We start from the raw sequence: 20,825 nt of genomic DNA on the forward strand, positions 1-20,825 counted from the left end.
GCTTCCAGGCGGCTGTTCGAGCCCTCGGTCCGTCGTGGTCCGGGGGCTTTTCGGTGCGCCCGCGACGGGTTCCGCTTCGGGGCGCGGGGCGGGTGCGGGGCGGGCACGGTGCGTAGTCCCGCGGTCGCGTTTTCGCGGGTTCCTTACGTGGCCTTCATCGTGCTACAACAGGTCTACACCACTTAGTGGTGTAGACCATGCGCTGTGGGGTTCCCGCCGCGCATTCGGGACGCCGCCGTCCTCATGTGTCCCCTGGCGGCGCCTTGCCCACAGGAGGAGCACGATGACCACGGCGAGCACGGCAACCGCCGACAAGAAGAGGGGCGCCGGCGCGATGGCCGTCCTGCAGCGCATCGGCCGCAGCCTCATGCTGCCGGTCGCGGTGCTGCCCGCGGCGGCACTGCTGGTGCGCCTCGGCAACACGGACATGCTGGGGCGCGACTCGTTCCCCGCCTTCATTACCAAGATCGCCGGCTTCATGGCGGCCGGCGGCAACGCGATCCTCGACAACATGGCGCTGCTGTTCGCCGTGGGCATCGCGATCGGCTTCGCGAAGAAGTCGGACGGTTCGACCGCTCTCGCGGCGGTCGTCGGCTACCTGGTCTTCAAGAACGTGCTGGCCACCTTCACCGACGAGAACCTTCCCCAGGTGGCCAAGGCCGTCGACGGCAAGGTCGTCATGGTGGACGCGCCGGTGGACGCCAAGGTCCTCGGCGGTGTGGTGATGGGCATCGTGGTGGCGCTGCTCTACCAGCGCTTCTACCGCACGAAGCTCCCGGACTGGGCCGGCTTCTTCGGCGGCCGCCGCCTGGTGCCGATCCTGTCCGCCTTCGCCGGTCTGCTGATCGGCATCGTCTTCGGTTACATCTGGCCGGTCCTCGGCACCGTGCTGCACAACTTCGGCGAATGGCTGGTGGGCTCGGGCGCCGTCGGCGCCGGTGTCTTCGGCGTCGCCAACCGCGCTCTCATCCCGATCGGCATGCACCACCTGCTGAACTCCTTCCCGTGGTTCCAGGCGGGCGAGTACGAGGGCAAGAGCGGCGACATCGCGCGCTTCCTGGCCGGGGACCCGACCGCCGGCCAGTTCATGACCGGCTTCTTCCCGATCATGATGTTCGCCCTCCCGGCGGCCTGCCTGGCCATCGTGCACTGCGCCCGGCCCGAGCGCCGCAAGGTCGTCGGCGGCATGATGTTCTCCCTCGCGCTCACCTCGTTCGTGACGGGCGTCACCGAGCCGATCGAGTTCACCTTCATGTTCATCGCGCCGGTGCTCTACGCCATCCACGCGGTGCTGACCGGTGTGTCCATGGCGCTGACGTGGGCCCTGGGCATGAAGGACGGCTTCGGCTTCTCGGCCGGCGCGGTCGACTTCTTCCTCAACCTCGGCATCGCCAGCAACCCGTGGGGCCTGGCGCTGGTAGGCCTGTGCTTCGCAGCGCTCTACTACGTGGTCTTCCGCTTCGCCATCACCAGGTTCAACCTGCCGACGCCCGGCCGGGAGTCGGACGAGGAACTGGCGGAACTGCAGAAGGCCGAGGCGAAGTAACCCGCTGCGACCCGCTCACACACGCGAAGGCCCGGCCGATACGGCCGGGCCTTCGCGCTGTCCGCCCCGGTGCCCCGGCACGGCGGGTGCGCCGGTACCGGGGCGGCCGCGGCCGGCGTGCTCAGATCTCGTACGTCGTCCCCGGGGAGGCCAGGCCCACCGGGCCGGGGTAGACCGCGCGGGCGTCGGTGAGGTTGATCTGCGGGTCGGTCCACGGGGGGATGTGGGTGAGGATCAGCCGGCGGGCGCCCGCGCGGGCGGCCGTCTCACCCGCCTCGCGGCCGTTGAGGTGCAGGTCGGGGATGTTCTCCTTGCCGTGCGTGAAGGCGGCCTCGCACAGGAAGAGGTCGGCGTCGCGGGCGAGGTCGTCGAGCGCGGGGCTGACACCCGTGTCGCCGGAGTAGGTCAGGGTCCGCCCGCCGTGCTCGATGCGGATGCCGTACGCCTCGACCGGGTGCGCGACGCGCTCGGTGTGGACGAGGAACGGGCCGATCTCGAAGGTGGACGGCTTGACCGTGTGGAAGTCGAAGACCTCGCTCATGGAGGAGGCCGAGGGGGTGTCGGCGTAGGCGGTGATCAGCCGGTGTTCGGTGCCCTCGGGTCCGTAGACCGGGAGGGGCTCGCAGCGGCCGCCGTCGTGCCGGTAGTAGCGCGCGACGAAGTAGCCGCACATGTCGATGCAGTGGTCGGCGTGCAGGTGGCTGAGGAAGATCGCGTCGAGGTCGTAGAGACCGCAGTGGCGCTGCAGCTCGCCCAGGGCACCGTTGCCCATGTCGAGAAGCAGCCGGAAGCCGTCGGCCTCGACGAGGTAGCTCGAGCAGGCCGATTCCGCGGACGGGAACGACCCCGAGCAGCCGACGACGGTGAGCTTCATGAAGCAGAAACCTCCGCTGGCGGGTGTGGAGAGACGGGGGTCGTGCGGTTTGTCGAGCGTAAGGCGCGAAACCTTCGGTCGCTCCTCCACCAGGGGCCGTTGTGGGCGAACTCACCTGTGCTGTCACCGGTTCGGCTGGAAGCGGCGCATCCCGGTGACGCGAAGGCGCACGGTGGTGGTCCGCGCCGGTACGGTCCGGGCATGGACACGGCCTGGTGGCTCGCGCTCGTCGCGGTGGTACTGCTCGCGTTCGTCACGGCGCTCGTCGACGGGTGGGGGCGAGGGCACCGGCCCCGGCGGGGTCGCGGAAGCGGGAGGCGCGGCGGGTCCCGTGACGGCGGCGGCCCGGACCACGACTCCGAGGACGCGTGAGGGGCCGGAGACGAGGTGCTCCGGCCCCTTGTGGCGTCTTGGCGCTCGGTGTCACGCCCAGAGCTGACCCTGGAGGGTGTCGATGGCCTCTTCGGTGGTGGCGGCCGTGTAGACGCCGGTCGAGAGGTACTTCCAGCCGCCGTCGGCGACGACGAAGACGACGTCGGCGCTCTCCCCCGCCTTGAGCGCCTTGTTGGCGACGCCGATGGCCGCGTGCAGGGCGGCGCCGGTGGACACGCCGGCGAAGATGCCCTCCTGCTGGAGGAGTTCCCGGGTGCGGGTGACGGCGTCGGCGGAGCCGACGGAGAAGCGGGTGGTGAGGACGGAGGCGTCGTAGAGCTCGGGGACGAAGCCCTCGTCGAGGTTGCGCAGGCCGTAGACGAGGTCGTCGTAGCGCGGCTCCGCGGCGACGATCCTGACGTCGGGCTTGTGCTCGCGCAGGTAGCGGCCGACGCCCATGAGGGTGCCGGTGGTGCCGAGGCCGGCCACGAAGTGGGTGAGGGACGGCAGGTCGGCGAGGATCTCGGGGCCGGTGGTCGCGTAGTGGGCGCCGGCGTTGTCCGGGTTGCCGTACTGGTAGAGCATCACCCAGTCGGGGTGTTCGGCGGAGAGCTCCTTGGCGACGCGCACGGCGGTGTTGGAGCCGCCGGCGGCCGGGGAGGAGATGATCTCCGCACCCCACATGCCGAGCAGGTCACGGCGTTCCTGCGAGGTGTTCTCGGGCATGACGCAGACCATGCGGTAGCCCTTGAGCTTGGCGGCCATGGCCAGGGAGATGCCGGTGTTGCCGCTGGTCGGCTCCAGGATGGTGCAGCCGGGGGTGAGGCGGCCGTCCTTCTCCGCCTGCTCGATCATGAACAGGGCGGGGCGGTCCTTGATGGAGCCGGTGGGGTTGCGGTCCTCCAGCTTCGCCCAGATGCGGACGTCGGCGGACGGCGAGAGCCGCGGCAGGCGCACCAGGGGGGTGTTGCCCACCGCGGCCAGCGGGGAGTCGTATCGCATCGCCGATCAGGCCATACCGCCGGCCACCGCCGGCAGGATCGTCACGCTGTCGCCGTCGGACAGCTTGGTGTTGATGCCGTCGAGGAAGCGGACGTCCTCGTCGTTGAGGTAGACGTTGACGAAGCGGCGCAGCTGCTCGCCGTCCACGATGCGGGCGTGGATGCCCGCGTGCCGGGTCTCGAGGTCGGTGAAGAGCTCGGCGATGGTGCTCCCGGTGCCTTCCACCGCCTTCTGGCCGTCGGTGTACTGGCGGAGGATGGTCGGGATGCGGACCTCGATGGCCATGGCTGAGGGCTCCTGTCGGATGTGTCTGTCGTGGGTTCGGGAAGGGCGCGCGGCGGCACGCGGCAGTCCGCCGCGGCACTCGGCCGTACGGCGGCGGCGGGGATCAACAGATGGCGCTGTTCAGCCGGCACAGGTCGACGTGCAGCCGCGCCACGAGCAGTGCGCCCGGCGCTGTGTCACTCACGTCGAGGAGAACCATGGGGTCATCGTATCGATTCCCGGACGGGCCTCCGGAGTGTGATCTCACTGTGCGGACACCTCGCTTCCGCGATACGGGACGGGCCGGGGACGGCGCGGCGGGACCGGGGCCGGGGCCCGCGGTCAGTAGGCCTCGACGACCTTGACCTCCTCCTCGGTGATCTCGCCCTCGACGATGCGGAACGAGCGGAACTGGAACTCGCCGGCGTCGTCGGTGTCGGCGGTGGAGACCAGGACGTAGTGGGCGCCGGGCTCGTTGGCGTAGGTGACGTCGGTGCGGGAGGGGTAGGCCTCGGTCGCGGTGTGGGAGTGGTAGATGACCACGGGTTCCTCGTCGCGGTCGTCCATCTCCCGGTACAGCTTCAGCAGGTCCTGGGAGTCGAACTCGTAGAAGGTGGGCGAGCGGGCGGCGTTCAGCATGGGGATGAAGCGCTCGGGGCGGCCGGAGCCCACCGGGCCCGCCACCACGCCGCACGCCTCGTCGGGGTGGTCCTGGCGGGCGTGGGCCACGATCTGGTCGTACAGGGCCTGGGTGATGGTCAGCATGGGGCCCAGGATAGGCAACGGGCCGTTCCGTACCGAGGGGTGGTACGGAACGGCCCGTATGCCGGACGCCTTGAGCGGATGGCGGCGGGGAGCGCCACGAGTGCCCCCCGTCGCCGGCGTCCTGGGTGGGGGTCAGCCCACCTTCTCGAAATGGCTCTCGTCGCGCTGGGTGACCTGCGGGTTGCGGCTCTTGAGGATCATCCAGCCGATGCCGAGGGCGATGGCCCAGCCGGCCATCACGTACAGACAGATCCGGGCGTCCGCGTCGATCGCGATGAGCGCGGTGACGAAGAGCAGGAACACGATGGCGATGTAGGAGCAGACCGAGCCGCCGGGTGCCGGGAAGGAGGAGGCGGGCAGCCGGCCCGCGACGACCTTGCGGCGGTAGAGGACGTGGCTGACCAGGATCATCAGCCAGGTCCAGATGCCGGCGGCGGTGGCGATGGACATGACGTAGCCGAAGGCCTTCTCCGGGACGACGTAGTTCAGGACGACGCCGATGCCCATGAAGACCACGGAGGTGGCGATGCCGAACGCCGGGGTCTTGCGGGAGGAGAGCTTGCGGAAGATCCGCGGGGCCTCGCCGTTGTCGGCGAGGTTGCGCAGCATGCGGCCGGTGGAGTACATGCCGGAGTTGCAGGAGGACAGCGCGGCGGTGAGCACGACGAAGTTCACGATGCCGGCGCCGGCGGGGATGCCGATGACGGCGAACGCCTTCACGAAGGGGCTGGCGTCGGCGGAGAACTCGGTCCACTTGACCACGCACAGGATGACGGTGAGGGCACCGACGTAGAAGAGGGCGATGCGCCAGGGCAGGGTGTTGATCGCCTTGGGCAGGGTCTTCTCGGGGTTCTCGGACTCACCGGCGGTGACGCCGACGAGCTCGACGGCGAGGTAGGCGAACATGACGCCCTGGAGGGTCATCAGGGAGGAGCCGATGCCCTTGGGGAAGAAGCCGTCGAAGGCCCAGAGGTTGGAGACGGCGGCGGTGTCGCCGGCCTGGCTGAAGCCGAGGGTGAGCACGCCGAGACCGATCACGATCATGCCGATGATCGCGGTGACCTTGACCATCGAGAACCAGAACTCGATCTCGCCGAACAGCTTCACCGAGATGAGGTTGGCGCCGAACAGGATGATCAGGAAGACCAGGGCCGACGTCCACTGCGGGATCGCCGGGAACCAGTAGTTGATGTAGATGGCGGCGGCGGTCAGCTCCGCCATGCCGGTGACCACCCACATCAGCCAGTAGGTCCAGCCGGTGAAGTAGCCGAAGAACGGGCCGAGGAACTCGCGCGAGTACTCGGCGAAGGAGCCGGACACCGGACGGTAGAGCAGCAGCTCTCCGAGCGCCCGCATGATGAAGAAGATGATCACGCCGGCGAGGGCGTACATCACGATCAGGCTGGGGCCCGCCTTGGCGATGTTCGCCCCGGCGCCCAGGAAGAGTCCGACGCCGATGGCGCCGCCGATGGCGATCATCTGGACCTGGCGGCTGTTGAGGCCGCGCTCGTACCCCTCCTCGGGTACGGACTCCGTGTCGACCTGCGGTGAGGCCATGTGTGCTGCGCCTTTCTCCATGCCGACCCGGGCCGCTCGGCCTCGGATCGGGTCTCGATCCCCCCGGACTGATGGAGCTGAGCGGACTCGGAGGAGTCCGCCCGTGCCTGGCCGGCGGTGACCGGCTCGGTGGCGCACCCGGCCGAACGTTCGGGTGGCGTTCGCCGGGCGGTCGTGAAGATCTATCACGGCGGCTGGACCGCACCACCCACTCCGACGAGATGCAGATCACAGGAAAATACGGAGAAAGGGGACCGCGGACCGAAAACGCGGCCGCCCGTTTGACGCGATCGTTATGCGGATTTGAGAGTCCATTGAGCGAACACCTGTGCACAAATTGCAGGTAGAACGAGAAACGGAAGGGGCCCGTCCGTACCGGTGCGGGTACGGACGGGCCCCTCGGGCGCGGAAGCTACCGCTGGGGCGCGTCGACGACCTCGGCCTCGGTGCCCTCCGCCTCGGCACCGGCTCCGGTCCCGCGGGCGCGGACGAATTCGAGGAAGGAGTTCAGTTCCCGCTTGACCACGGGGGCCAGCAGGTAGAGGCCGATGATGTTGAACACCGCGAGCAGGAAGAGCGCCGAGTCGGCGAGGCTGATCAGCGAGTCGAGGGAGAGCAGGGAACCCGCGATCACGAACACGCTCCAGGTCACCTTGAAGGTCGTCTCGCTGACCTTGCTGCGGCCGAAGAGGTACGTCCAGGCCTTGAGGCCGTAGTACCCCCAGGTGAGGATCGTGGAGAAGGCGAACAGCAGCACCGCGACGGTCAGCAGGTGGGGGAACCAGGGCAGGACGGTGGCGAAGGCGTCGGAGGTGATGGTGACGCCGCCGATGTTCTCACCCTCGCGGGCCTCGCCCCAGCTGGCGGGGTTGGCGATGACGATGGTCAGCGCGGTCATGGTGCAGACGATGACCGTGTCGATGAAGGGCTCGAGCAGCGCCACCAGACCCTCGCTGGCGGGGTGCTTGGTCTTGACCGCGGAGTGGGCGATGGGCGCGGAACCGATGCCGGCCTCGTTGGAGAAGGCGGCACGCTGGAAGCCGACGATCAGGGCGCCGATGATGCCGCCCGCGACGCCGTCCGCCTCGAAGGCGCCCCGGAAGATGCTGCCGATCGCGTCGGGCACGGCGGTGACGTTCGTCAGGATGACGACCAGACAGGCCACGACGTACATGATCGCCATGGCGGGGACCAGACGGCTGGTGACGGAGGCGATCGAGCGGATGCCGCCGAGCAGCACGAGACCGACCAGGACGGCCACCAGGAGCCCGAAGAGCACGGCACCCGCGGAGCTGGCCAGGAAGCCGTCCTCGCCGCCGAAGGTGGAGGAGATCTGCGCGTAGCTCTGGTTGGTCTGGAACAGGTTGCCGCCGAAGAGACCGAAGAAGAGGATCATGGCGGAGGCCAGGACGGCGAGCACCTTGCCGAGCTTGGCGCCACCGCTGCCGAAGCGCTCGGCGAGGCCCTTGGGCAGGTAGTGCATGGGGCCGCCGGAGACGGTGCCGTCGGCGTGTTCCTCGCGGTACTTCACACCGAGGGTGACCTCGACGAACTTGGTGGCCATGCCGAGCAGGCCGCAGAGGATCATCCAGAAGGTGGCACCCGGGCCGCCGATGGAGACGGCGACGGCGACACCGGCGATGTTGCCGAGGCCGACGGTGCCGGAGACCGCGGCCGTCAGCGCCTGGAAGTGGTTGACCTCCCCGGGGGCGTCCTTCTCGTCGTACTTGCCGCGGACGACGTCCAGGGCGAGTTTCAGTTTGCGTGCCTGGACGAAGCCGAACCAGCCGGTGAAGACCAGGCCGGCGATCACGAGCCAGGCGACGATGAGCGGAAGATCGGCGTCACCGACCGGGACGGTGTAGAAGACGATGTCGCCGACGGTGGTCGCGACAGGGTCGAAGAAATCACTTACGGCGTCGTCGATGTTTTGCGTGATGGAGTCGAGTGACATCGAACTTCCTCAGATGGCGCGGGGACGTGCTGGCGTGCGCAGCGGAGCGGGTGACGACGTGGGCGGGGCCCACGTCGCGCTCGGCGACGGCGGCGGCCGGCGGCCCGGTGAACCGGGTCCGTCGTCCTGGGCGTGCTGGTTCCTCCACACCGGCGGTGGCCGGCTTCTTGCTCACGGCGGGGAGTGGGCCGCAAGCAAGTTGCCGATTCTTACCACGCCGTTTACCTGATCATGAGTGACGCGGGTCACACGAAAACGCCCCTGCGCGGCAAATACGCAGGGGCGGTGACGGGATCGTTATCCGGACTTGAGGTTCCTCTGAGCGAACAGATCAGGGGATCTTTTTGGATGTATGGGGCACGTTTACGGCATGAGCGTCGAGACGAGCGTCTCCTGAAGCCCCCCGAGCCACAGGTAGGCCATCACCATCGGCTTGCGCGGGTCCTCGTCGGGGAGGTGGAAGAGCAGGTCGCTGTCGTCCTCGTCGCTGATCTCCAGCCGGGAGCCGATCGCCAGGCGCAGGTCGTTCAGGGCGCCGAGCCACTGGCGGGACGCGTCCGGGGACAGCTTGAGCACCGCGCCTTCCCGGCCCGCCGGGCTGAGCGCGTCCAGGGAGCGGATCACCGCGAGGGCGTTGTCGCGCTTGCCGGCCCGCAGGTCGTTCTCGGTGTAGCGGCGGAACTCGGCGGAGTACGCCCGCTGCTGCTCGGCCTCCGCCGGCTGCGGGGTGCCCTCGGGGTCGCCGTAGGCGTCGGGGAAGAGGCGGCGCAGCACGGGGTCGGAGGGCGGTTCGCTCGGACCGTCGGCGAACAGGTCGGCGAGCGGGTCGCCCGATGCCTCCCCGGCGGTCCCGGGGCCGATGAGCTCCATCATCTGCACGGCCAGCGACCGGATGATGGAGATCTCGACGTCGTCGAGGGCGACGGCCGCGCCGCCGCCGGGGAGCGGTTCGAAGGTTCCTGGCATGGCGGCGATCGCTACTTCCGGTCCTGCGGGCGGGGTCGGGTCATGTCCGGCTCGGTCACTTCCGGTCGTGCTGGAGGGTGGCCCACAGCCCGTAGCCGTGCATGGCCTGCACGTCGCGTTCCATCTCCTCGCGCGTGCCGCTGGAGACGACCGCCCGGCCCTTGTGGTGGACGTCCATCATGAGCTTGGTGGCCTTGTCCTTGGAGTAGCCGAAGTACGACTGGAAGACGTACGTCACATAACTCATGAGGTTGACCGGGTCGTTGTGGACGATGGTGACCCACGGGACGTCGGGCTCGGGTACGGCGAAGACCTCCTCCGCCGACTCGGTGCGTTCGATCTCCAGGGGTGCGGGTGACGTCACATGCCCATGCTGCCACCGCAGGGGGGTGGTCGCACAAACCGGCCCGCTGTTCCGGCCCCCCGAACCCAAATCGTCAAACTGACGAAATGGGGGTAGCATTCCTGCCATGACCACAGCAGACCTTGGGCGTGGCCGACGGGTGGGCGTGCCCTCGACGGCGCTTTTCACGGACCAGTACGAGCTGACGATGCTGCAGGCGGCGCTGAAGGCCGGTACGGCCGGACGGCGCAGCGTGTTCGAGGTCTTCACCCGGCGGCTGCCGAACGGGCGCCGCTACGGCGTGGTGGCCGGCACCGGGCGGGTGCTGGACGCGGTGGAGAACTTCCGCTTCGAGCCGGACGTCCTCGCGTTCCTGCGCGAGAAGAACATCGTCGACGGGGCGACCCTGGACTGGCTGGCCGGATACCGCTTCTCCGGTGACATCTGGGGCTACCCGGAGGGGGAGGTGTACTTCCCGGGCTCGCCGATCCTGCGGGTCGAGGGCAGCTTCGCGGAGTGCGTGCTCCTGGAGACGGTGATCCTGTCGATCCTCAACCACGACTCGGCGATCGCGGCCGCGGCGTCCCGGATGGCGTCGGCGGCCGGTGACCGGCCGCTGATCGAGATGGGCGCCCGCCGCACCCACGAGCTGGCGGCGGTGGCCGCCTCCCGGGCCGCCTACATCGGCGGTTTCTCCTCCACCTCCGACCTGGCGGCCGGGTTCCGCTACGACATCCCGACCGTGGGCACCTCCGCGCACGCCTTCACCCTGCTGCACGACAGCGAGCGGGACGCCTTCCGCGCCCAGGTGGACTCCCTCGGCGGCGGCACGACGCTGCTGGTGGACACCTACGACGTGACCGAGGCGGTCCGCACGGCCGTCGAGATCGCGGGGCCGGAGCTGGGCGCCGTGCGGATCGACTCCGGGGACCTGCTCCTGGTGGCGCACCGGGTGCGGCAGCAGCTCGACGAGCTGGGCGCCACCGGTACGAAGATCACCGTGACCTCGGACCTGGACGAGTACGCCATCGCCTCGCTGGCGGCGGCGCCGGTGGACGCGTACGGGGTGGGGACGCAGCTCGTGACCGGTTCGGGGCACCCGACCGCCTCCATGGTCTACAAGCTGGTCGCCCGCGCCGAGTCCGACGACCCCGCGGCGCCGCTGGTGCCGGTGGCGAAGAAGTCCACCGGCGGCAAGACCTCCGTCGGCGGCCGCAAGTGGGCGGCCAGGCGGCTGGACGCCTACGGCGTCGCCGAGGCGGAGGTCGTCGGCACCGGCGAGGTCCCGCCGGAGCTGGCCGGACGGCAGTTGCTGGTGCCGCTGGCCGAGGACGGTGAGGTGCTCGTCCGCGAGCCGCTGGACGTGGTCCGCGACCGGCACGCGGCGGCGCGTGCGGGGCTGCCGCTGTCCGCGACGCAGCTGTCCCGCGGGGAACCCGTGATTCCGACGGAGTACGCGCCCGGGCCGTCGGGTAGCTAAAGGCGGTGCCCCCGCCGCGGCCCTGTCCGCGGTGCCCCGCGTTCCCCAGGCCCGGAGGTCCACCCGGCCGGGCCCCGTCCCCCACCCCACACGACCGACCCCTCATCGAAGGACACCGCCATGCGCCGCGCACTGATCGTCGTCGACGTGCAGAACGACTTCTGCGAGGGCGGCAGCCTCGCCGTGACCGGCGGGGCGGATGTGGCCGCCGCCATCACCGAGCTGATCGGCCAGGCCGCCTCGGCCGGCGGCTACCAGCACGTGGCCGCCACCCGCGACCACCACATCGCGCCCGGCGGACACTTCGCCGACAACCCCGACTTCGTGCGGTCCTGGCCCGCGCACTGCGTCGCCGGGACGGAGGGGGTCGGGTTCCACCCCAACTTCGCCCCCGCGGTGACGTCCGGGGCGATCGACGCGGTGTTCGACAAGGGCGCCTACTCGGCCGCCTACAGCGGCTTCGAGGGGACGGACGAGAACGGGACTCCGCTGGCGCAGTGGCTGCGGGAGCGGGAGGTCGGGGAGGTGGACGTGGTGGGGATCGCCACCGACCACTGCGTGCGGGCCACCGCGCTGGACGCGGCGCGGGAGGGGTTCCGGACGCGGGTGCTGCTGGATCTGACGGCGGGCGTCGCGGCGGCGACGACCGAGCGGGCGCTGGAGGAGCTGCGCTCGGCGGGGGTGGAGCTGTCCGGGAAGCCCGTGGTGCAGTGACCCCGGGCGGGCCCGGGCCGGGCGCCGCTTCGGCTCACCGCGCCGGGCCGGCGCCTCCCCCGCTGCCGGCTCCGTACCGGAGGGGGCACGACTGCCCGCCGCGTGGGGGCGTCGCTACGCCTGGGCCTCCGTGGGACGTCTCAGCAGGGCCTTGATCGGGTGCCAAAGTTCCACCGTCAGGGGGCTCGGGTCGGGGGTCGTGCGCCATATGAGGCCGTCGGGGTGGTGCAGCACCGCGGTGATCTCGTCGGGGGTCGGCGGGGCCGCGTTGCCCCGCAGGTAGACCGCTCGCAGGCCCAGGTTGCGCAGCCTGGTCAGGGCTCGGGCGCGGTTCCGGGCGTGGACGAGGACGCGGACCCCGGCGGGTGCGCCGGCGGCCGGGCTGGGCAGGTTCAGCGCCACCACCACCGTGCCGTTCGGCAGCTTGCAGTAACCTCCTGCGGCCATGCGGTCATACCCCCGAGTCAGCCGGCGTCGGAACAGGTGTCAATAAGAGAGCCACAGGAGGCACCTAAACACGGATCGGCGGTGACCCGCCAGGGGGTCACCGCCGATCACGCTCTGACCTGCGAGGATGCTATTTACCTACCGGCAGGCCCGACCTCGAGCTCGATCGTGGAGCCGTTCTTGGCCTCCTTGACGATCTTGATCTTGGTGTTGGTGTCAGTGACCTTGACACCGGCGGTCGGGTTCGACTCGTCGTAGTAGGTGTTGGTGCGGTCGTTGAAGACCGGCACACCCTTCGACGAGGGGATCCACGTCGCCACGTCCGCCTTGTGCAGCGTCAGGGCGTCGGTGCGGAAGGTGCTGAACGGCGCGTCGTAGGTCTGGATGCGGTTGCGCATCAGCGTGCCGTCGGACCACTTCAGCTGGGCCGGGTGCGAGTCGATCGGCAGGAGCAGACCGGTACCCGGGTGCACGCTGGTGTTGTTGTCCTGCTGGGAGGTGTCCCACTTCCAGATCAGCAGGCCGTTCTGGTACGGGAAGTGCTCCACCCAGTCCGGACGGCTGTTGGCGAAGCCGAAGTTGTACGGACCGACCTTCAGCGTCTCGTCGTACGACACGTACTGCCGGTTCTCGGCGATGTAGTACTGCGCGTACTCCTTGGTGAAGGAGGCGCCGATGCGGGAGAAGCCCTTTGCCGTCCAGGCGCCGTCGGCGGTCTCGGCGTTGTCCGTGAACAGCGCGGAGCCGTCCGCCGTCACCGTGATCCGGTCGGCCGCGAAGCCCTTGAGGGCCACCCCGCCGTCGGTCTGGTAGCGGAAGCGCAGGTCGATCTTCTTGCCCGCGTAGGCGTCCAGGGAGTACGCCAGCTTCTTGTAGCCGTCGACCGTGCCGTGCAGGGCCGGCTTGTCGCTGCCGTCGCGCGGGATCGGCGAGCCGTCCACCGTGCCGTCCAGGGCGGTCCAGTTGGCACCGCCGTCGGTCGACGCCTCGGCGTAGAGGAAGTCGTAGTCGGCCTCGATCTCGTACCAGCCGTCGAGGGTCAGCGCGGCCGACGTCCTGCCGGTGAGGTCGACGCTGCGGGTCAGCGTGTTCCGCAGGTCGTCACCGCTGCCGCTCCACCACTGGGTCTGTCCCTCGGCCGGGGTCACGACCTCGGTCGTGACGGCCTTCTTCGGGAGCTGGACGACCAGCGCCTGCTTGTGCTTGGTGTTGTACTCGGCGAGGCCGAGCTTGTGCCACGAGTTGACGCCGGCCTTGGCCGTGTCGTAGTTGAGCCAGCCGAGCTGCAGCTTGTCCCAGGCGGTCATGTCGCCGGGCAGGTTGCCGATCTCGTTCTTGCCGGTGCCCAGCCAGGAACCCGAGGACATCAGCGTCCAGAACCCGGTGGAGTTCTCGCCGCCCTGGGTGTCGTAGTGGTCCGGCAGGCCGAGGTCGTGGCCGTACTCGTGGGCGAAGACGCCGAGTCCGCCGTTCTCCGGCTGGATGGTGTAGTCGCCGACCCAGATGCCGGTGTTGCCGATCTGGGTGCCGCCGAGCTTGTTCTGCTCGGGGCCGGTGGCGCCGGCGTCGGTGCCGAAGGCGTACCAGCGGTGGGCCCAGATGGCGTCCTCGCCCTGGGCGCCGCCGCCCGCGGACTCGTCCTCGCCGGCGTGCACGATCTGGAAGTGGTCGATGTAGCCGTCGGGCTCGTTGAAGTCGCCGTCGCCGTCGAAGTCGTAGCGGTCCCACTCGTCGTACCGGGAGAGCTGCGCCTTGATCTGGGCGTCGGTCCGGCCGGCGGCCTTCTGATCGGCGGCCCAGGCGGTCACGCCGTCCTGCACCGCGTACCAGGCGCAGTTGTCGGGGACGCACTTGTTGGAGCCGTAACGGGCCTCGTTGTAGGGCACCTTGACCCAGTCGGAGACCTCGCCGTCGACCGAGTAGCGGCCGGAGGACTGCTTCTCGAAGTACGTCTTGACCGAGTCGACGCCCTTGCCGGAACCGAAGTACAGGTCCTCGAAGTGCTGCTGGTCGTAGTCCGCCTGCCAGGCGGTGGAGTTGTCCACCTTGCGGTCCGGCTTGGCGATCTGGTTGTGCAGCGGGCCCGGGGTGCCGCCGTAGCGGCTGTCTATCTGGTCGCCGAACTCGACGAGGATCGTGAAGATCTTGTCGGTCTTCTCGCGGCCGAGCTCGACGTACTTGGCGTCGCCCTTCTTGCTCTTGAGCTGGACGACCTTCGAGCCCTCACGGTCCTTGACCGAGGCTTTGCCGGAGATGACCTGCTTGAGGGCTTCCTCTCGCTGGGCCGCCTGCGTCTTGGAGAGCGGCCCCTCGAGGTCGTGCTCGACGTGGTGGCGCTCGGCCGGGTCGTGCCGCTCCACGGCGCCGGGCCGGTCGGCCTGGTCAGCCGTGTCGGCCTGGGCCACGGTGAACGCAGAGCAGGTGGCGGTGACCGCCGCGAGTGCCACGCCTGTCGCGGCCGCTCTGAACGTCCATGGTCTAGTGGTCACTTGAGATCCCCTCCCGCGTGCTCACGCGCGGCCGTAGGAGGTTCCGTCGGTGGAAGGTCCCGCACGCACGTGATCAACGCGTGTAGTCAAGTGACGACATTTGACTAGAGGTTCGGCAGAAAAAACAGACCTTGACTTGAACAGGTCAACTGCATTATGCGGAGTACGGGTCCGCTTACCGGACACCTTCGAACGACCCCGGGCGGGCGCGTGCAACCGTCCACGTGGTGGACGTCATGACTCCGTGCGCCCCCTGTGCACCGGCCCCGTCGGTGAGGTCACGCTTACCGTCCTTTCCGCTCGGGCACCCTCGCGGTTAGAGTCGCTTGGCGCAACGCCCTTGAACCGGCGGAGAGCCAGGCCGACAGCCCCCGACTCCCGAGGACACGATGGCCATGCCCCGTCCTACTGTGGCTCAGTTCGCTTACGGCTCGTGCACCGTGATCTTCTCCACCGTCGCCATGCTGCTGCTGTCCGGCACCAGTTCGGGCGCGGGCGTCGCGGTGGTCGCCGTGTCGGCACTCGCCCTGGGGCTGCTGGTCGCCGTGACCGCTCCGCTCCCGGTGCCCCGGCGCTCCGCGACGGTGGCACGGCCCGCGGCCCCGCAGCCGGTACGGGCCACCGTCCCCTCCCCGGCCCGCGGCCCGGTACGGGACTCGGTGCGCGAACCGGTGCGGTGACGGGCCCCGGCCCGGGCCTTTCCCCGCCCTCCGGCGTCATCCGGTGCTGACCACCACGGTCCTGGCCGCCTTGTCGTGCAGGCCCTGCTTGTAGGGCCGGTCGAAGTAGCTCCAGCCGCCCGCGATGACGGTCCAGACGCAGGCGCAGCAGAACGCGAACGGCAGCCACAGCACGGCGGCCCGCATCAGCGAGGTCTGCACGGACGGGGTGGAGCCGTCGGAGAGGTCGGCCACCCTCATGTGCAGCAGCCTCTTGCCCAGGGTCTGGCCGGTGCGGGCGGTCAGGAGGGTGTCGTAGGCGATGTAGAGCACGGCGGCGACGGCGGACTGCACGAAGCCGTTGCCGACGTTGACGTCGTTGCCGTCGACGTTGTACTCGTTGACGCCGAACGGCCAGGTGAGCAGGACCACCACGATGCCGACCAGGATCATGTCGATGACGCGGGCCAGCGTGCGCCGGGCGCTGTCGGCGAGCGGGGGCATGCCGGCCAGGGGGTCGGAGGGGCCCTGGGGAGCGCCCCCGTAGGGGCCGCCGCCGCCGAACGGCCCGCCACCCGGCGGGCCTCCGCCGTACGGGCCTCCTCCCCCGTACGGGCCGCCACCTCCGTAGGGGTCACCGCCTCCCGCGGGACCGCCCCCGTACGGGGAGCCGGACCCGGGAGAGCCGGGCCCGGGTGAGCCGGACCCCTCGGAGCCGGGGCCACCCGGCGGGGGATGTTTCCTGAACGGGTCGTCGTCCGGCGGCTGCTGACCGGAGCCGGGGGGCGGTTCGGTGGTCATGCACCCGAGTCGACCGCGAACCCCCGGGCCCCGCATCCGGCGAGCCGCCGTCCGGAGTACCGGATCAGCCGGCGACGAACGTGTGCGCGGCCTTGTCGTGCCAGCACTGCCGCCAGGGCTTGTCGAACAGGCACCACAGGACGCCCACGACACCGACGACGAGCAGTCCGGGAACGCTGTAGACGAGCCAGCGGCGCAGCGCCGCGCCGAAGCCGGGGGCCTCGTGGCCCTCGATGTCCCGTACGTCCAGGCCCAGCAGCTTCTTGCCCAGGGTGCGCCCCCACTTGACGGTGGGCAGCACCTCGTAGAGCACTCCGGTGAGGAGGAGGACGGCGAGGACGATGCCGAGGTGGACCGAGGTGGTGCCGTCGAGCAGCCAGACCGTGACGGTCTCGCCGGACAGCTTGGCCGCCTCGATCTTCGCGTCGATGTGGTCCATGGCCGCGATGCCGAGCGGCACACCGGCCGCGGCGGTGACGGCGCCGACGACGAGCGTGTCCAGCAGCCGGGCGGCCAGCCGCTTGCCGAGGGCGGCGGGGCGGGCCTCGGCCTGGCGGCGGGCGGCGGCCTGGAACGGGTCGTCGACCGGGGGCTTCCACGGCGCGACCGGCGGCTCCTCGCCGCCGGCGAGCCGGTGCACCTGCTGCGCCCAGGAGGACTGACCGCCGCCCGAGCCGCTCGTCAGGGGCGCGGAGCCGGACGCGGCGGGAGCCGGAGCCGCGGGGGCGCCGGACGCGGCGGGAGCGGGAGCGGCGGGTGCCGCGGTCTGCGGGGGGACGGCCGGTGGGGTGGCCCGCTGCGGGCCGGAGGGTGCCGGGGTGGTGGCGGCGCTGGCGGCCGCGGCCTTTCCGGCACCGAAGCCGGGGCGTGCGGGGGCGGGGTGTGCCGGGGCCGGGTCCTGTCCCCGGCTCCGGTCGTCCGCGCGCGGGGTGACGGCGCGGAAGGTCATCGTGCCCTCGTCCCCGGCTCCGGCGCCGGCCGTCCGCCGGTCGTTCGCCACCGGTCCGCGGAGCACGAAGGTGCCCGCGCCGGCCGGCCCGGTACCCGGGTCCGCGGTGCCGGCTGCCGGGGGTTCCGGCGCGGAGGGCGCGGACGGCGGGGACGAGGCGGCCGCGTGCGGCACGCGCGGGTCGGTGCCCCAGGAGACCCTGCGGTCCTGGTCGCCGCCGAAGCCGGACTGGTGGGAGCGGTCCGCGCCCCAGGCCGAGGCCGGTTCGGGCCGGCTGCCGTGCTGCGCCTCGGCCGGGGAAGGACCGGGGGAGGAAGCGGCGGAGGGCGGCGGTGCGGGCGACGGGTGCGCCGGTTCGTCCACCGGGTCCTCGTCGAAGAAGTGCGGGCCGGTCTCCTCGACGGAGGGCACCGCCGGCCCGGCGCCGGAGGGCGCCGGGAGCGACTCGCCGTCCTTGGGCGCCGGACGGCTGGTGCCGGGGACCCAGGAGGCGCCGTTCCAGTACCGGACGTATCCGGGGATGGAGGGGTCCGGGTAGTACCCTTCGCGGGGCCTGTCGTCACCGGGGGCCGGGGTTGGGGCACTCATTCCGTCGTCCCGTATCTGCTCGATGGGTGGGTCGGGGGGACCACATCTATCAGACGGGCGGGGAACTGACCGCCCGTCCGGCCGGACCCCACCCCTTTCGGGCACCTTCGGGTCAGAAGAGCTTGCCCGGGTTCAGAATGCCGAGCGGATCGAAGGCCTTCTTGACGGCCCGCTGCATCTCCACGCCCACCGGGCCGAGTTCGCGCGCCAGCCACTCCCTCTTGAGCACGCCCACGCCGTGCTCGCCGGTGATGGTGCCGCCGAGCTCCAGACCGAGCGCCATGATCTCGTCGAAGGACTCCCGGGCCCGCCGCGACTCCTCCGCGTCGGTGGCGTCGAAGCAGACCGTCGGGTGCGTGTTGCCGTCGCCCGCGTGCGCCACGACACCGATGGTCAGCCGGTACTTCTCGGAGATCCGCTCCACGCCGTCGATGAGCTCGCCGAGCCTGGAGCGGGGCACGCACACGTCGTCGATCATCGTGGTGCCCCTGACCGCCTCCAGCGCGGGCAGTGACATCCGCCGTGCCTGGAGCAGCAGTTCGGACTCGGCGGCGTCCTCGGCCGGGACGACCTGGGTGGCCCCGGCGGCCTCGCACAGCGCGCCGACGGCGGCGAGGTCGGCCGCGGGGTCGGTGGTGTCGAAGGCGGCCAGCAGCAGTGCCTCGGTGGACTCCGGCAGGCCCATGCGGGCCATGTCGTTGACCGCCTTGACCGTCGTACGGTCCATGAGTTCGAGGAGTGAGGGGACGTGGCCGCCGGCCATGATGCGGCACACGGCGTCGCAGGCGGCGGCGCCGGAGGAGAACTCGGCGGCCAGCACCAGCTGGGCGGGCGGCTTGGGCCGCAGGGCGAGGACGGCGCGGACGACGATGCCGAGGGAGCCCTCGGAGCCGACGAACAGGCGGGTCAGGTCGTACCCGGCGACGCCCTTGGCGGTGCGGCGGCCGGTGGACATCAGGCGGCCGTCGGCGAGGACGACGTCCAGGCCGAGGACGTACTCGGCCGTCACGCCGTACTTCACGCAGCACAGCCCGCCGGACGCGGTGCCGATGTTGCCGCCGATGGTGCAGGTCTCCCAGCTGGAGGGGTCCGGGGGGTAGGAGAGGCCGTGTTCGCCGACCGCGCGGGAGAGGGCGGCGTTGACGACGCCGGGCTCGACCACGGCGATCCGGTCGACCGGGCTGATCTCCAGGATGCGGTCCATCCGGGTCAGGGAGAGCACGATGCAGCCGTCGGTGGCGTTGGCGGCGCCGGACAGACCCGTGCGGGCGCCCTGCGGGACGACCGGGACGCGCAGCTCGGTGGCGGTGCGCATGACGTGCTGGACCTGTTCGACCGTGCGCGGCAGCACGACCGCCGCGGGGCGGCCGGCCGGGCAGAAGCTCGCCATGTCGTGGGCGTAGGAGGCCGTGACGTCGGGGTCGGTGAGGACGGCGTCCGCGGGCAGGCCGCCGAGCAGCCGGTCGACGAGGGGGCCGGCCGACACCGTGTCTGCATCGCTGCGCGCTTCGCTACGGCTCATGATCACAGCGTGGCACCCGGGGCCATCGGTGTGAACCCCGTGTACGGCAGCCGCGTCACATCGGGGTGTGATCATCGTACGTACGCGGGGTGTGACGCACAGTGTGCGCCATGGACGACAAGCCGTGTGAGCCCCGCCGGCGGACGCGCCGCCGCGCGCTGCTCGCCTCCGTCACCGGGTGCGCCGTACTGGGCGGGGCGCTGGTACTGCTGCCGTGGGGTGAGGGGGCACCGCCCGCGCCGACTCCCGAGGCACGGGCGCTGGCCGCGGTCGGCAGCGGGGTGCCGGCCGCGCTGCCGGACCTGGGCGCCCTGGCCGCGGACCGGGAGCGGCACCTGAGGCGGCACCCCGGGGACGCCGCGGCCTGGGCGGTGCTCGGCTCGGCCCGGGTGGAACAGGGGCTGCGGCTGGCGGACCCGGCGTACTGGTCGCGGGCGGAGAAGGCGCTGCGCACCTCGCTGAAGGTGCGGCCGGAGGGCAACGCCCCGGCGCTGCGGGGGCTCGCGGCGCTGGCGAACGCGCGGCGGGACCACACCGGGGCACGCCGGTACGGCGAGGCCGCGCGGAAGCTGGAGCCGACGCGGTGGACGACGTATCCGCTGCTCATCGAGGCGTCGGCGGGACTCGGGGACGACGAGGAGACGGGCAGGCTGCTGGAGCGGCTGACCAAGCTGCGCACCGGTCCGGCGGTGATGGCGCGGGCGGCGGCCGTGTACCGGGACCGGGGCTGGCGGGAGGACGCGGCGGCGAAGCTGGCGGACGCGGCGTCCGCCGCCGGGGAGCCGGCCGAGCGGGCGGCGTACCTGGAGCGGGCCGGGCAGCTCGCCTGGGAGCGCGGCGACCGGGAGGACGCGCTGCGGCACTTCCGGGAGGCGGTGCGGATCGACCCCGATCAGCGGGCGGCGCAGGCCGGCCAGGGCAGGGCACTGGCGTCACTGGGGCGGATGACGGAGGCACTGAGCGCGTACCGGATGGCGCTGGCGAAGCAGCCCCGGCCGGAGTACGCGCTGGAACTGGGCGAGCTGTACGAGTCGCTGGGGCTGAGGCAGGCGGCGGAAGTGCAGTACGGGGTGCTGCGGGAACGGGTGCGGGTGGCCGCGGCGCACGGGGCGGACGAGTCGCTGGTGCTGGGCCGGTTCGAGGCGGACCACGGGGACGCGGCCGGTGCCGTGCGGCGGCTCCGGGCGGTGTGGGAGCGGGGCCCGTCGACGGAGGTGGCGGACGCGCTGGGATGGGCGCTGCACCGCGCCGGGCGGCACGAGGAGGCGCTGCCCTTCGCCGTGCGGGCGACGGAGGGGACGGAGGGGGGCGGGGTGCGCAGTGCGCTGTACGTGTTCCACCGGGGGGTGATCGAGCGGTCGCTGGAGCGGTACGGGGCGGCCCGGCGGCATCTGAGGGAGGCACTCCAGATCAACCCGTGGTTCTCCCCGCTGGCGGTCCCCCGGGCCAGAACCGCCCTGGCCCGCCTGGGCGAACCGCCCGTCCAGGCGGGCCCCGAGTCCTCCTGACGCCCACCCCGCCGCTGCGGGCAGT

The 20,825-nt window shown here is 71.2% G+C and carries 20 protein-coding genes; 6 read left to right on the plus strand and 14 right to left on the minus strand.

Features of this window, described 5'->3' with window-relative positions; all coding sequences use genetic code 11:
* Positions 1-283 precede the first annotated feature (283 nt).
* Positions 284-1,546: a PTS transporter subunit EIIC gene (locus IE118_RS30580; protein ID WP_189561347.1), complete on the plus strand. Its 1,263-nt coding sequence runs from the start codon at positions 284-286 to the stop codon at positions 1,544-1,546.
* Positions 1,547-1,667: 121 nt separating this feature from the next.
* Here IE118_RS30580 and IE118_RS30585 read toward each other — a convergent pair whose 3' ends face one another.
* Positions 1,668-2,420 carry an MBL fold metallo-hydrolase gene (locus IE118_RS30585; RefSeq protein ID WP_189561348.1) on the minus strand — a complete coding sequence of 251 codons (753 nt, stop codon included), beginning with the start codon at positions 2,418-2,420 and terminating at the stop codon, positions 1,668-1,670.
* Between the two features lie 201 nt (positions 2,421-2,621).
* Here IE118_RS30585 and IE118_RS34545 point away from each other — a divergent pair, with 201 nt between their 5' ends.
* Positions 2,622-2,792 (plus strand): hypothetical protein, encoded by a 171-nt coding sequence (locus tag IE118_RS34545; protein WP_189561425.1) that lies wholly within the window; start codon positions 2,622-2,624, stop codon positions 2,790-2,792.
* Positions 2,793-2,843: 51 nt separating this feature from the next.
* On the opposite strand, the gene IE118_RS30595 is transcribed toward IE118_RS34545, so the two are convergent.
* From IE118_RS30595 to clpS, 8 genes are all read right to left on the minus strand, one after another.
* Complete coding sequence (locus tag IE118_RS30595; protein WP_030825411.1) at positions 2,844-3,794, minus strand: PLP-dependent cysteine synthase family protein; 951 nt, start codon at positions 3,792-3,794, stop codon at positions 2,844-2,846.
* Positions 3,795-3,800: 6 nt separating this feature from the next.
* Positions 3,801-4,079: a MoaD/ThiS family protein gene (locus tag IE118_RS30600; protein ID WP_189561349.1), complete on the minus strand. Its 279-nt coding sequence runs from the start codon at positions 4,077-4,079 to the stop codon at positions 3,801-3,803.
* Between the two features lie 103 nt (positions 4,080-4,182).
* Positions 4,183-4,278: a putative leader peptide gene (locus IE118_RS34795; protein ID WP_351806668.1), complete on the minus strand. Its 96-nt coding sequence runs from the start codon at positions 4,276-4,278 to the stop codon at positions 4,183-4,185.
* Between the two features lie 122 nt (positions 4,279-4,400).
* Entirely contained in the window at positions 4,401-4,823 is a 423-nt protein-coding gene (locus IE118_RS30605; protein ID WP_189561350.1) for a M67 family metallopeptidase, read from the minus strand.
* 132 nt (positions 4,824-4,955) lie between these two features.
* Positions 4,956-6,380 (minus strand): amino acid permease, encoded by a 1,425-nt coding sequence (locus tag IE118_RS30610; protein WP_189561351.1) that lies wholly within the window; start codon positions 6,378-6,380, stop codon positions 4,956-4,958.
* A 412-nt stretch (positions 6,381-6,792) separates the two neighbouring features.
* Complete coding sequence (locus IE118_RS30615) at positions 6,793-8,334, minus strand: alanine/glycine:cation symporter family protein (RefSeq protein WP_189561352.1); 1,542 nt, start codon at positions 8,332-8,334, stop codon at positions 6,793-6,795.
* A gap of 363 nt (positions 8,335-8,697) precedes the next feature.
* Positions 8,698-9,300, minus strand: a complete 603-nt coding sequence (locus IE118_RS30620) for a DUF2017 domain-containing protein (RefSeq protein WP_189561353.1) — start codon at positions 9,298-9,300, stop codon at positions 8,698-8,700.
* A 55-nt stretch (positions 9,301-9,355) separates the two neighbouring features.
* Positions 9,356-9,664 (minus strand): ATP-dependent Clp protease adapter ClpS, encoded by a 309-nt coding sequence (gene clpS / locus IE118_RS30625; protein ID WP_189561354.1) that lies wholly within the window; start codon positions 9,662-9,664, stop codon positions 9,356-9,358.
* Positions 9,665-9,770: 106 nt separating this feature from the next.
* Between clpS and IE118_RS30630 the strand changes: the two genes are divergently transcribed.
* Positions 9,771-11,123 (plus strand): nicotinate phosphoribosyltransferase, encoded by a 1,353-nt coding sequence (locus IE118_RS30630; protein ID WP_189561355.1) that lies wholly within the window; start codon positions 9,771-9,773, stop codon positions 11,121-11,123.
* Positions 11,124-11,243: 120 nt separating this feature from the next.
* Positions 11,244-11,837, plus strand: coding sequence for a nicotinamidase (locus IE118_RS30635; RefSeq protein WP_189561356.1), 594 nt, complete (start codon positions 11,244-11,246; stop codon positions 11,835-11,837).
* Between the two features lie 114 nt (positions 11,838-11,951).
* Here IE118_RS30635 and IE118_RS30640 read toward each other — a convergent pair whose 3' ends face one another.
* Both IE118_RS30640 and IE118_RS30645 read right to left on the minus strand, forming a co-directional pair.
* Positions 11,952-12,284, minus strand: coding sequence for a hypothetical protein (locus IE118_RS30640; RefSeq protein WP_189561357.1), 333 nt, complete (start codon positions 12,282-12,284; stop codon positions 11,952-11,954).
* Between the two features lie 134 nt (positions 12,285-12,418).
* Positions 12,419-14,773, minus strand: coding sequence for an immune inhibitor A domain-containing protein (locus IE118_RS30645; protein WP_189561358.1), 2,355 nt, complete (start codon positions 14,771-14,773; stop codon positions 12,419-12,421).
* 389 nt (positions 14,774-15,162) lie between these two features.
* Between IE118_RS30645 and IE118_RS30650 the strand changes: the two genes are divergently transcribed.
* The gene (locus IE118_RS30650) at positions 15,163-15,453 is read left to right on the plus strand and encodes a hypothetical protein (RefSeq protein ID WP_189561359.1); all 291 of its coding nucleotides are present in this window, start codon (positions 15,163-15,165) and stop codon (positions 15,451-15,453) included.
* 36 nt (positions 15,454-15,489) lie between these two features.
* Here IE118_RS30650 and IE118_RS30655 read toward each other — a convergent pair whose 3' ends face one another.
* The 3 genes from IE118_RS30655 to IE118_RS30665 all read right to left on the minus strand — a co-directional run bounded on the left by IE118_RS30655 (position 15,490) and on the right by IE118_RS30665 (position 19,298).
* On the minus strand, positions 15,490-16,233 hold the full coding sequence (locus IE118_RS30655) for an RDD family protein (RefSeq protein ID WP_189561360.1): 744 nt from the start codon (positions 16,231-16,233) through the stop codon (positions 15,490-15,492).
* 64 nt (positions 16,234-16,297) lie between these two features.
* The gene (locus IE118_RS30660) at positions 16,298-17,770 is read right to left on the minus strand and encodes an RDD family protein (protein ID WP_189561361.1); all 1,473 of its coding nucleotides are present in this window, start codon (positions 17,768-17,770) and stop codon (positions 16,298-16,300) included.
* Positions 17,771-17,882: 112 nt separating this feature from the next.
* Positions 17,883-19,298 (minus strand): FAD-binding oxidoreductase, encoded by a 1,416-nt coding sequence (locus IE118_RS30665; RefSeq protein ID WP_373298254.1) that lies wholly within the window; start codon positions 19,296-19,298, stop codon positions 17,883-17,885.
* 104 nt (positions 19,299-19,402) lie between these two features.
* On the opposite strand from IE118_RS30665, the gene IE118_RS30670 reads away from it, so the two are divergent.
* Entirely contained in the window at positions 19,403-20,800 is a 1,398-nt protein-coding gene (locus tag IE118_RS30670) for a tetratricopeptide repeat protein (protein ID WP_189561363.1), read from the plus strand.
* Positions 20,801-20,825 lie beyond the last annotated feature (25 nt).

It is taken from the genome of Streptomyces pilosus (assembly GCF_014649835.1).
GTDB lineage: Bacteria > Actinomycetota > Actinomycetes > Streptomycetales > Streptomycetaceae > Streptomyces > Streptomyces pilosus.

Excerpts from the sequence above, each read along its gene's own strand:
- IE118_RS30650 (WP_189561359.1), top strand. The coding sequence starts at position 15,163 with ATGGCCATGCCCCGTCCTACTGTGGCTCAGTTCGCTTACGGCTCGTGC.
- IE118_RS30600 (WP_189561349.1), bottom strand. The coding sequence starts at position 4,079 with ATGGCCATCGAGGTCCGCATCCCGACCATCCTCCGCCAGTACACCGAC.
- IE118_RS30655 (WP_189561360.1), bottom strand. The coding sequence starts at position 16,233 with ATGACCACCGAACCGCCCCCCGGCTCCGGTCAGCAGCCGCCGGACGAC.
- IE118_RS30580 (WP_189561347.1), top strand. The coding sequence starts at position 284 with ATGACCACGGCGAGCACGGCAACCGCCGACAAGAAGAGGGGCGCCGGC.
- IE118_RS34795 (WP_351806668.1), bottom strand. The coding sequence starts at position 4,278 with ATGGTTCTCCTCGACGTGAGTGACACAGCGCCGGGCGCACTGCTCGTG.
- IE118_RS30610 (WP_189561351.1), bottom strand. The coding sequence starts at position 6,380 with ATGGCCTCACCGCAGGTCGACACGGAGTCCGTACCCGAGGAGGGGTAC.
- IE118_RS30620 (WP_189561353.1), bottom strand. The coding sequence starts at position 9,300 with ATGCCAGGAACCTTCGAACCGCTCCCCGGCGGCGGCGCGGCCGTCGCC.
- IE118_RS30585 (WP_189561348.1), bottom strand. The coding sequence starts at position 2,420 with ATGAAGCTCACCGTCGTCGGCTGCTCGGGGTCGTTCCCGTCCGCGGAA.
- IE118_RS34545 (WP_189561425.1), top strand. The coding sequence starts at position 2,622 with ATGGACACGGCCTGGTGGCTCGCGCTCGTCGCGGTGGTACTGCTCGCG.
- IE118_RS30605 (WP_189561350.1), bottom strand. The coding sequence starts at position 4,823 with ATGCTGACCATCACCCAGGCCCTGTACGACCAGATCGTGGCCCACGCC.
- IE118_RS30615 (WP_189561352.1), bottom strand. The coding sequence starts at position 8,334 with ATGTCACTCGACTCCATCACGCAAAACATCGACGACGCCGTAAGTGAT.
- IE118_RS30670 (WP_189561363.1), top strand. The coding sequence starts at position 19,403 with ATGGACGACAAGCCGTGTGAGCCCCGCCGGCGGACGCGCCGCCGCGCG.
- IE118_RS30635 (WP_189561356.1), top strand. The coding sequence starts at position 11,244 with ATGCGCCGCGCACTGATCGTCGTCGACGTGCAGAACGACTTCTGCGAG.
- IE118_RS30660 (WP_189561361.1), bottom strand. The coding sequence starts at position 17,770 with ATGAGTGCCCCAACCCCGGCCCCCGGTGACGACAGGCCCCGCGAAGGG.
- IE118_RS30640 (WP_189561357.1), bottom strand. The coding sequence starts at position 12,284 with ATGGCCGCAGGAGGTTACTGCAAGCTGCCGAACGGCACGGTGGTGGTG.
- IE118_RS30595 (WP_030825411.1), bottom strand. The coding sequence starts at position 3,794 with ATGCGATACGACTCCCCGCTGGCCGCGGTGGGCAACACCCCCCTGGTG.
- IE118_RS30630 (WP_189561355.1), top strand. The coding sequence starts at position 9,771 with ATGACCACAGCAGACCTTGGGCGTGGCCGACGGGTGGGCGTGCCCTCG.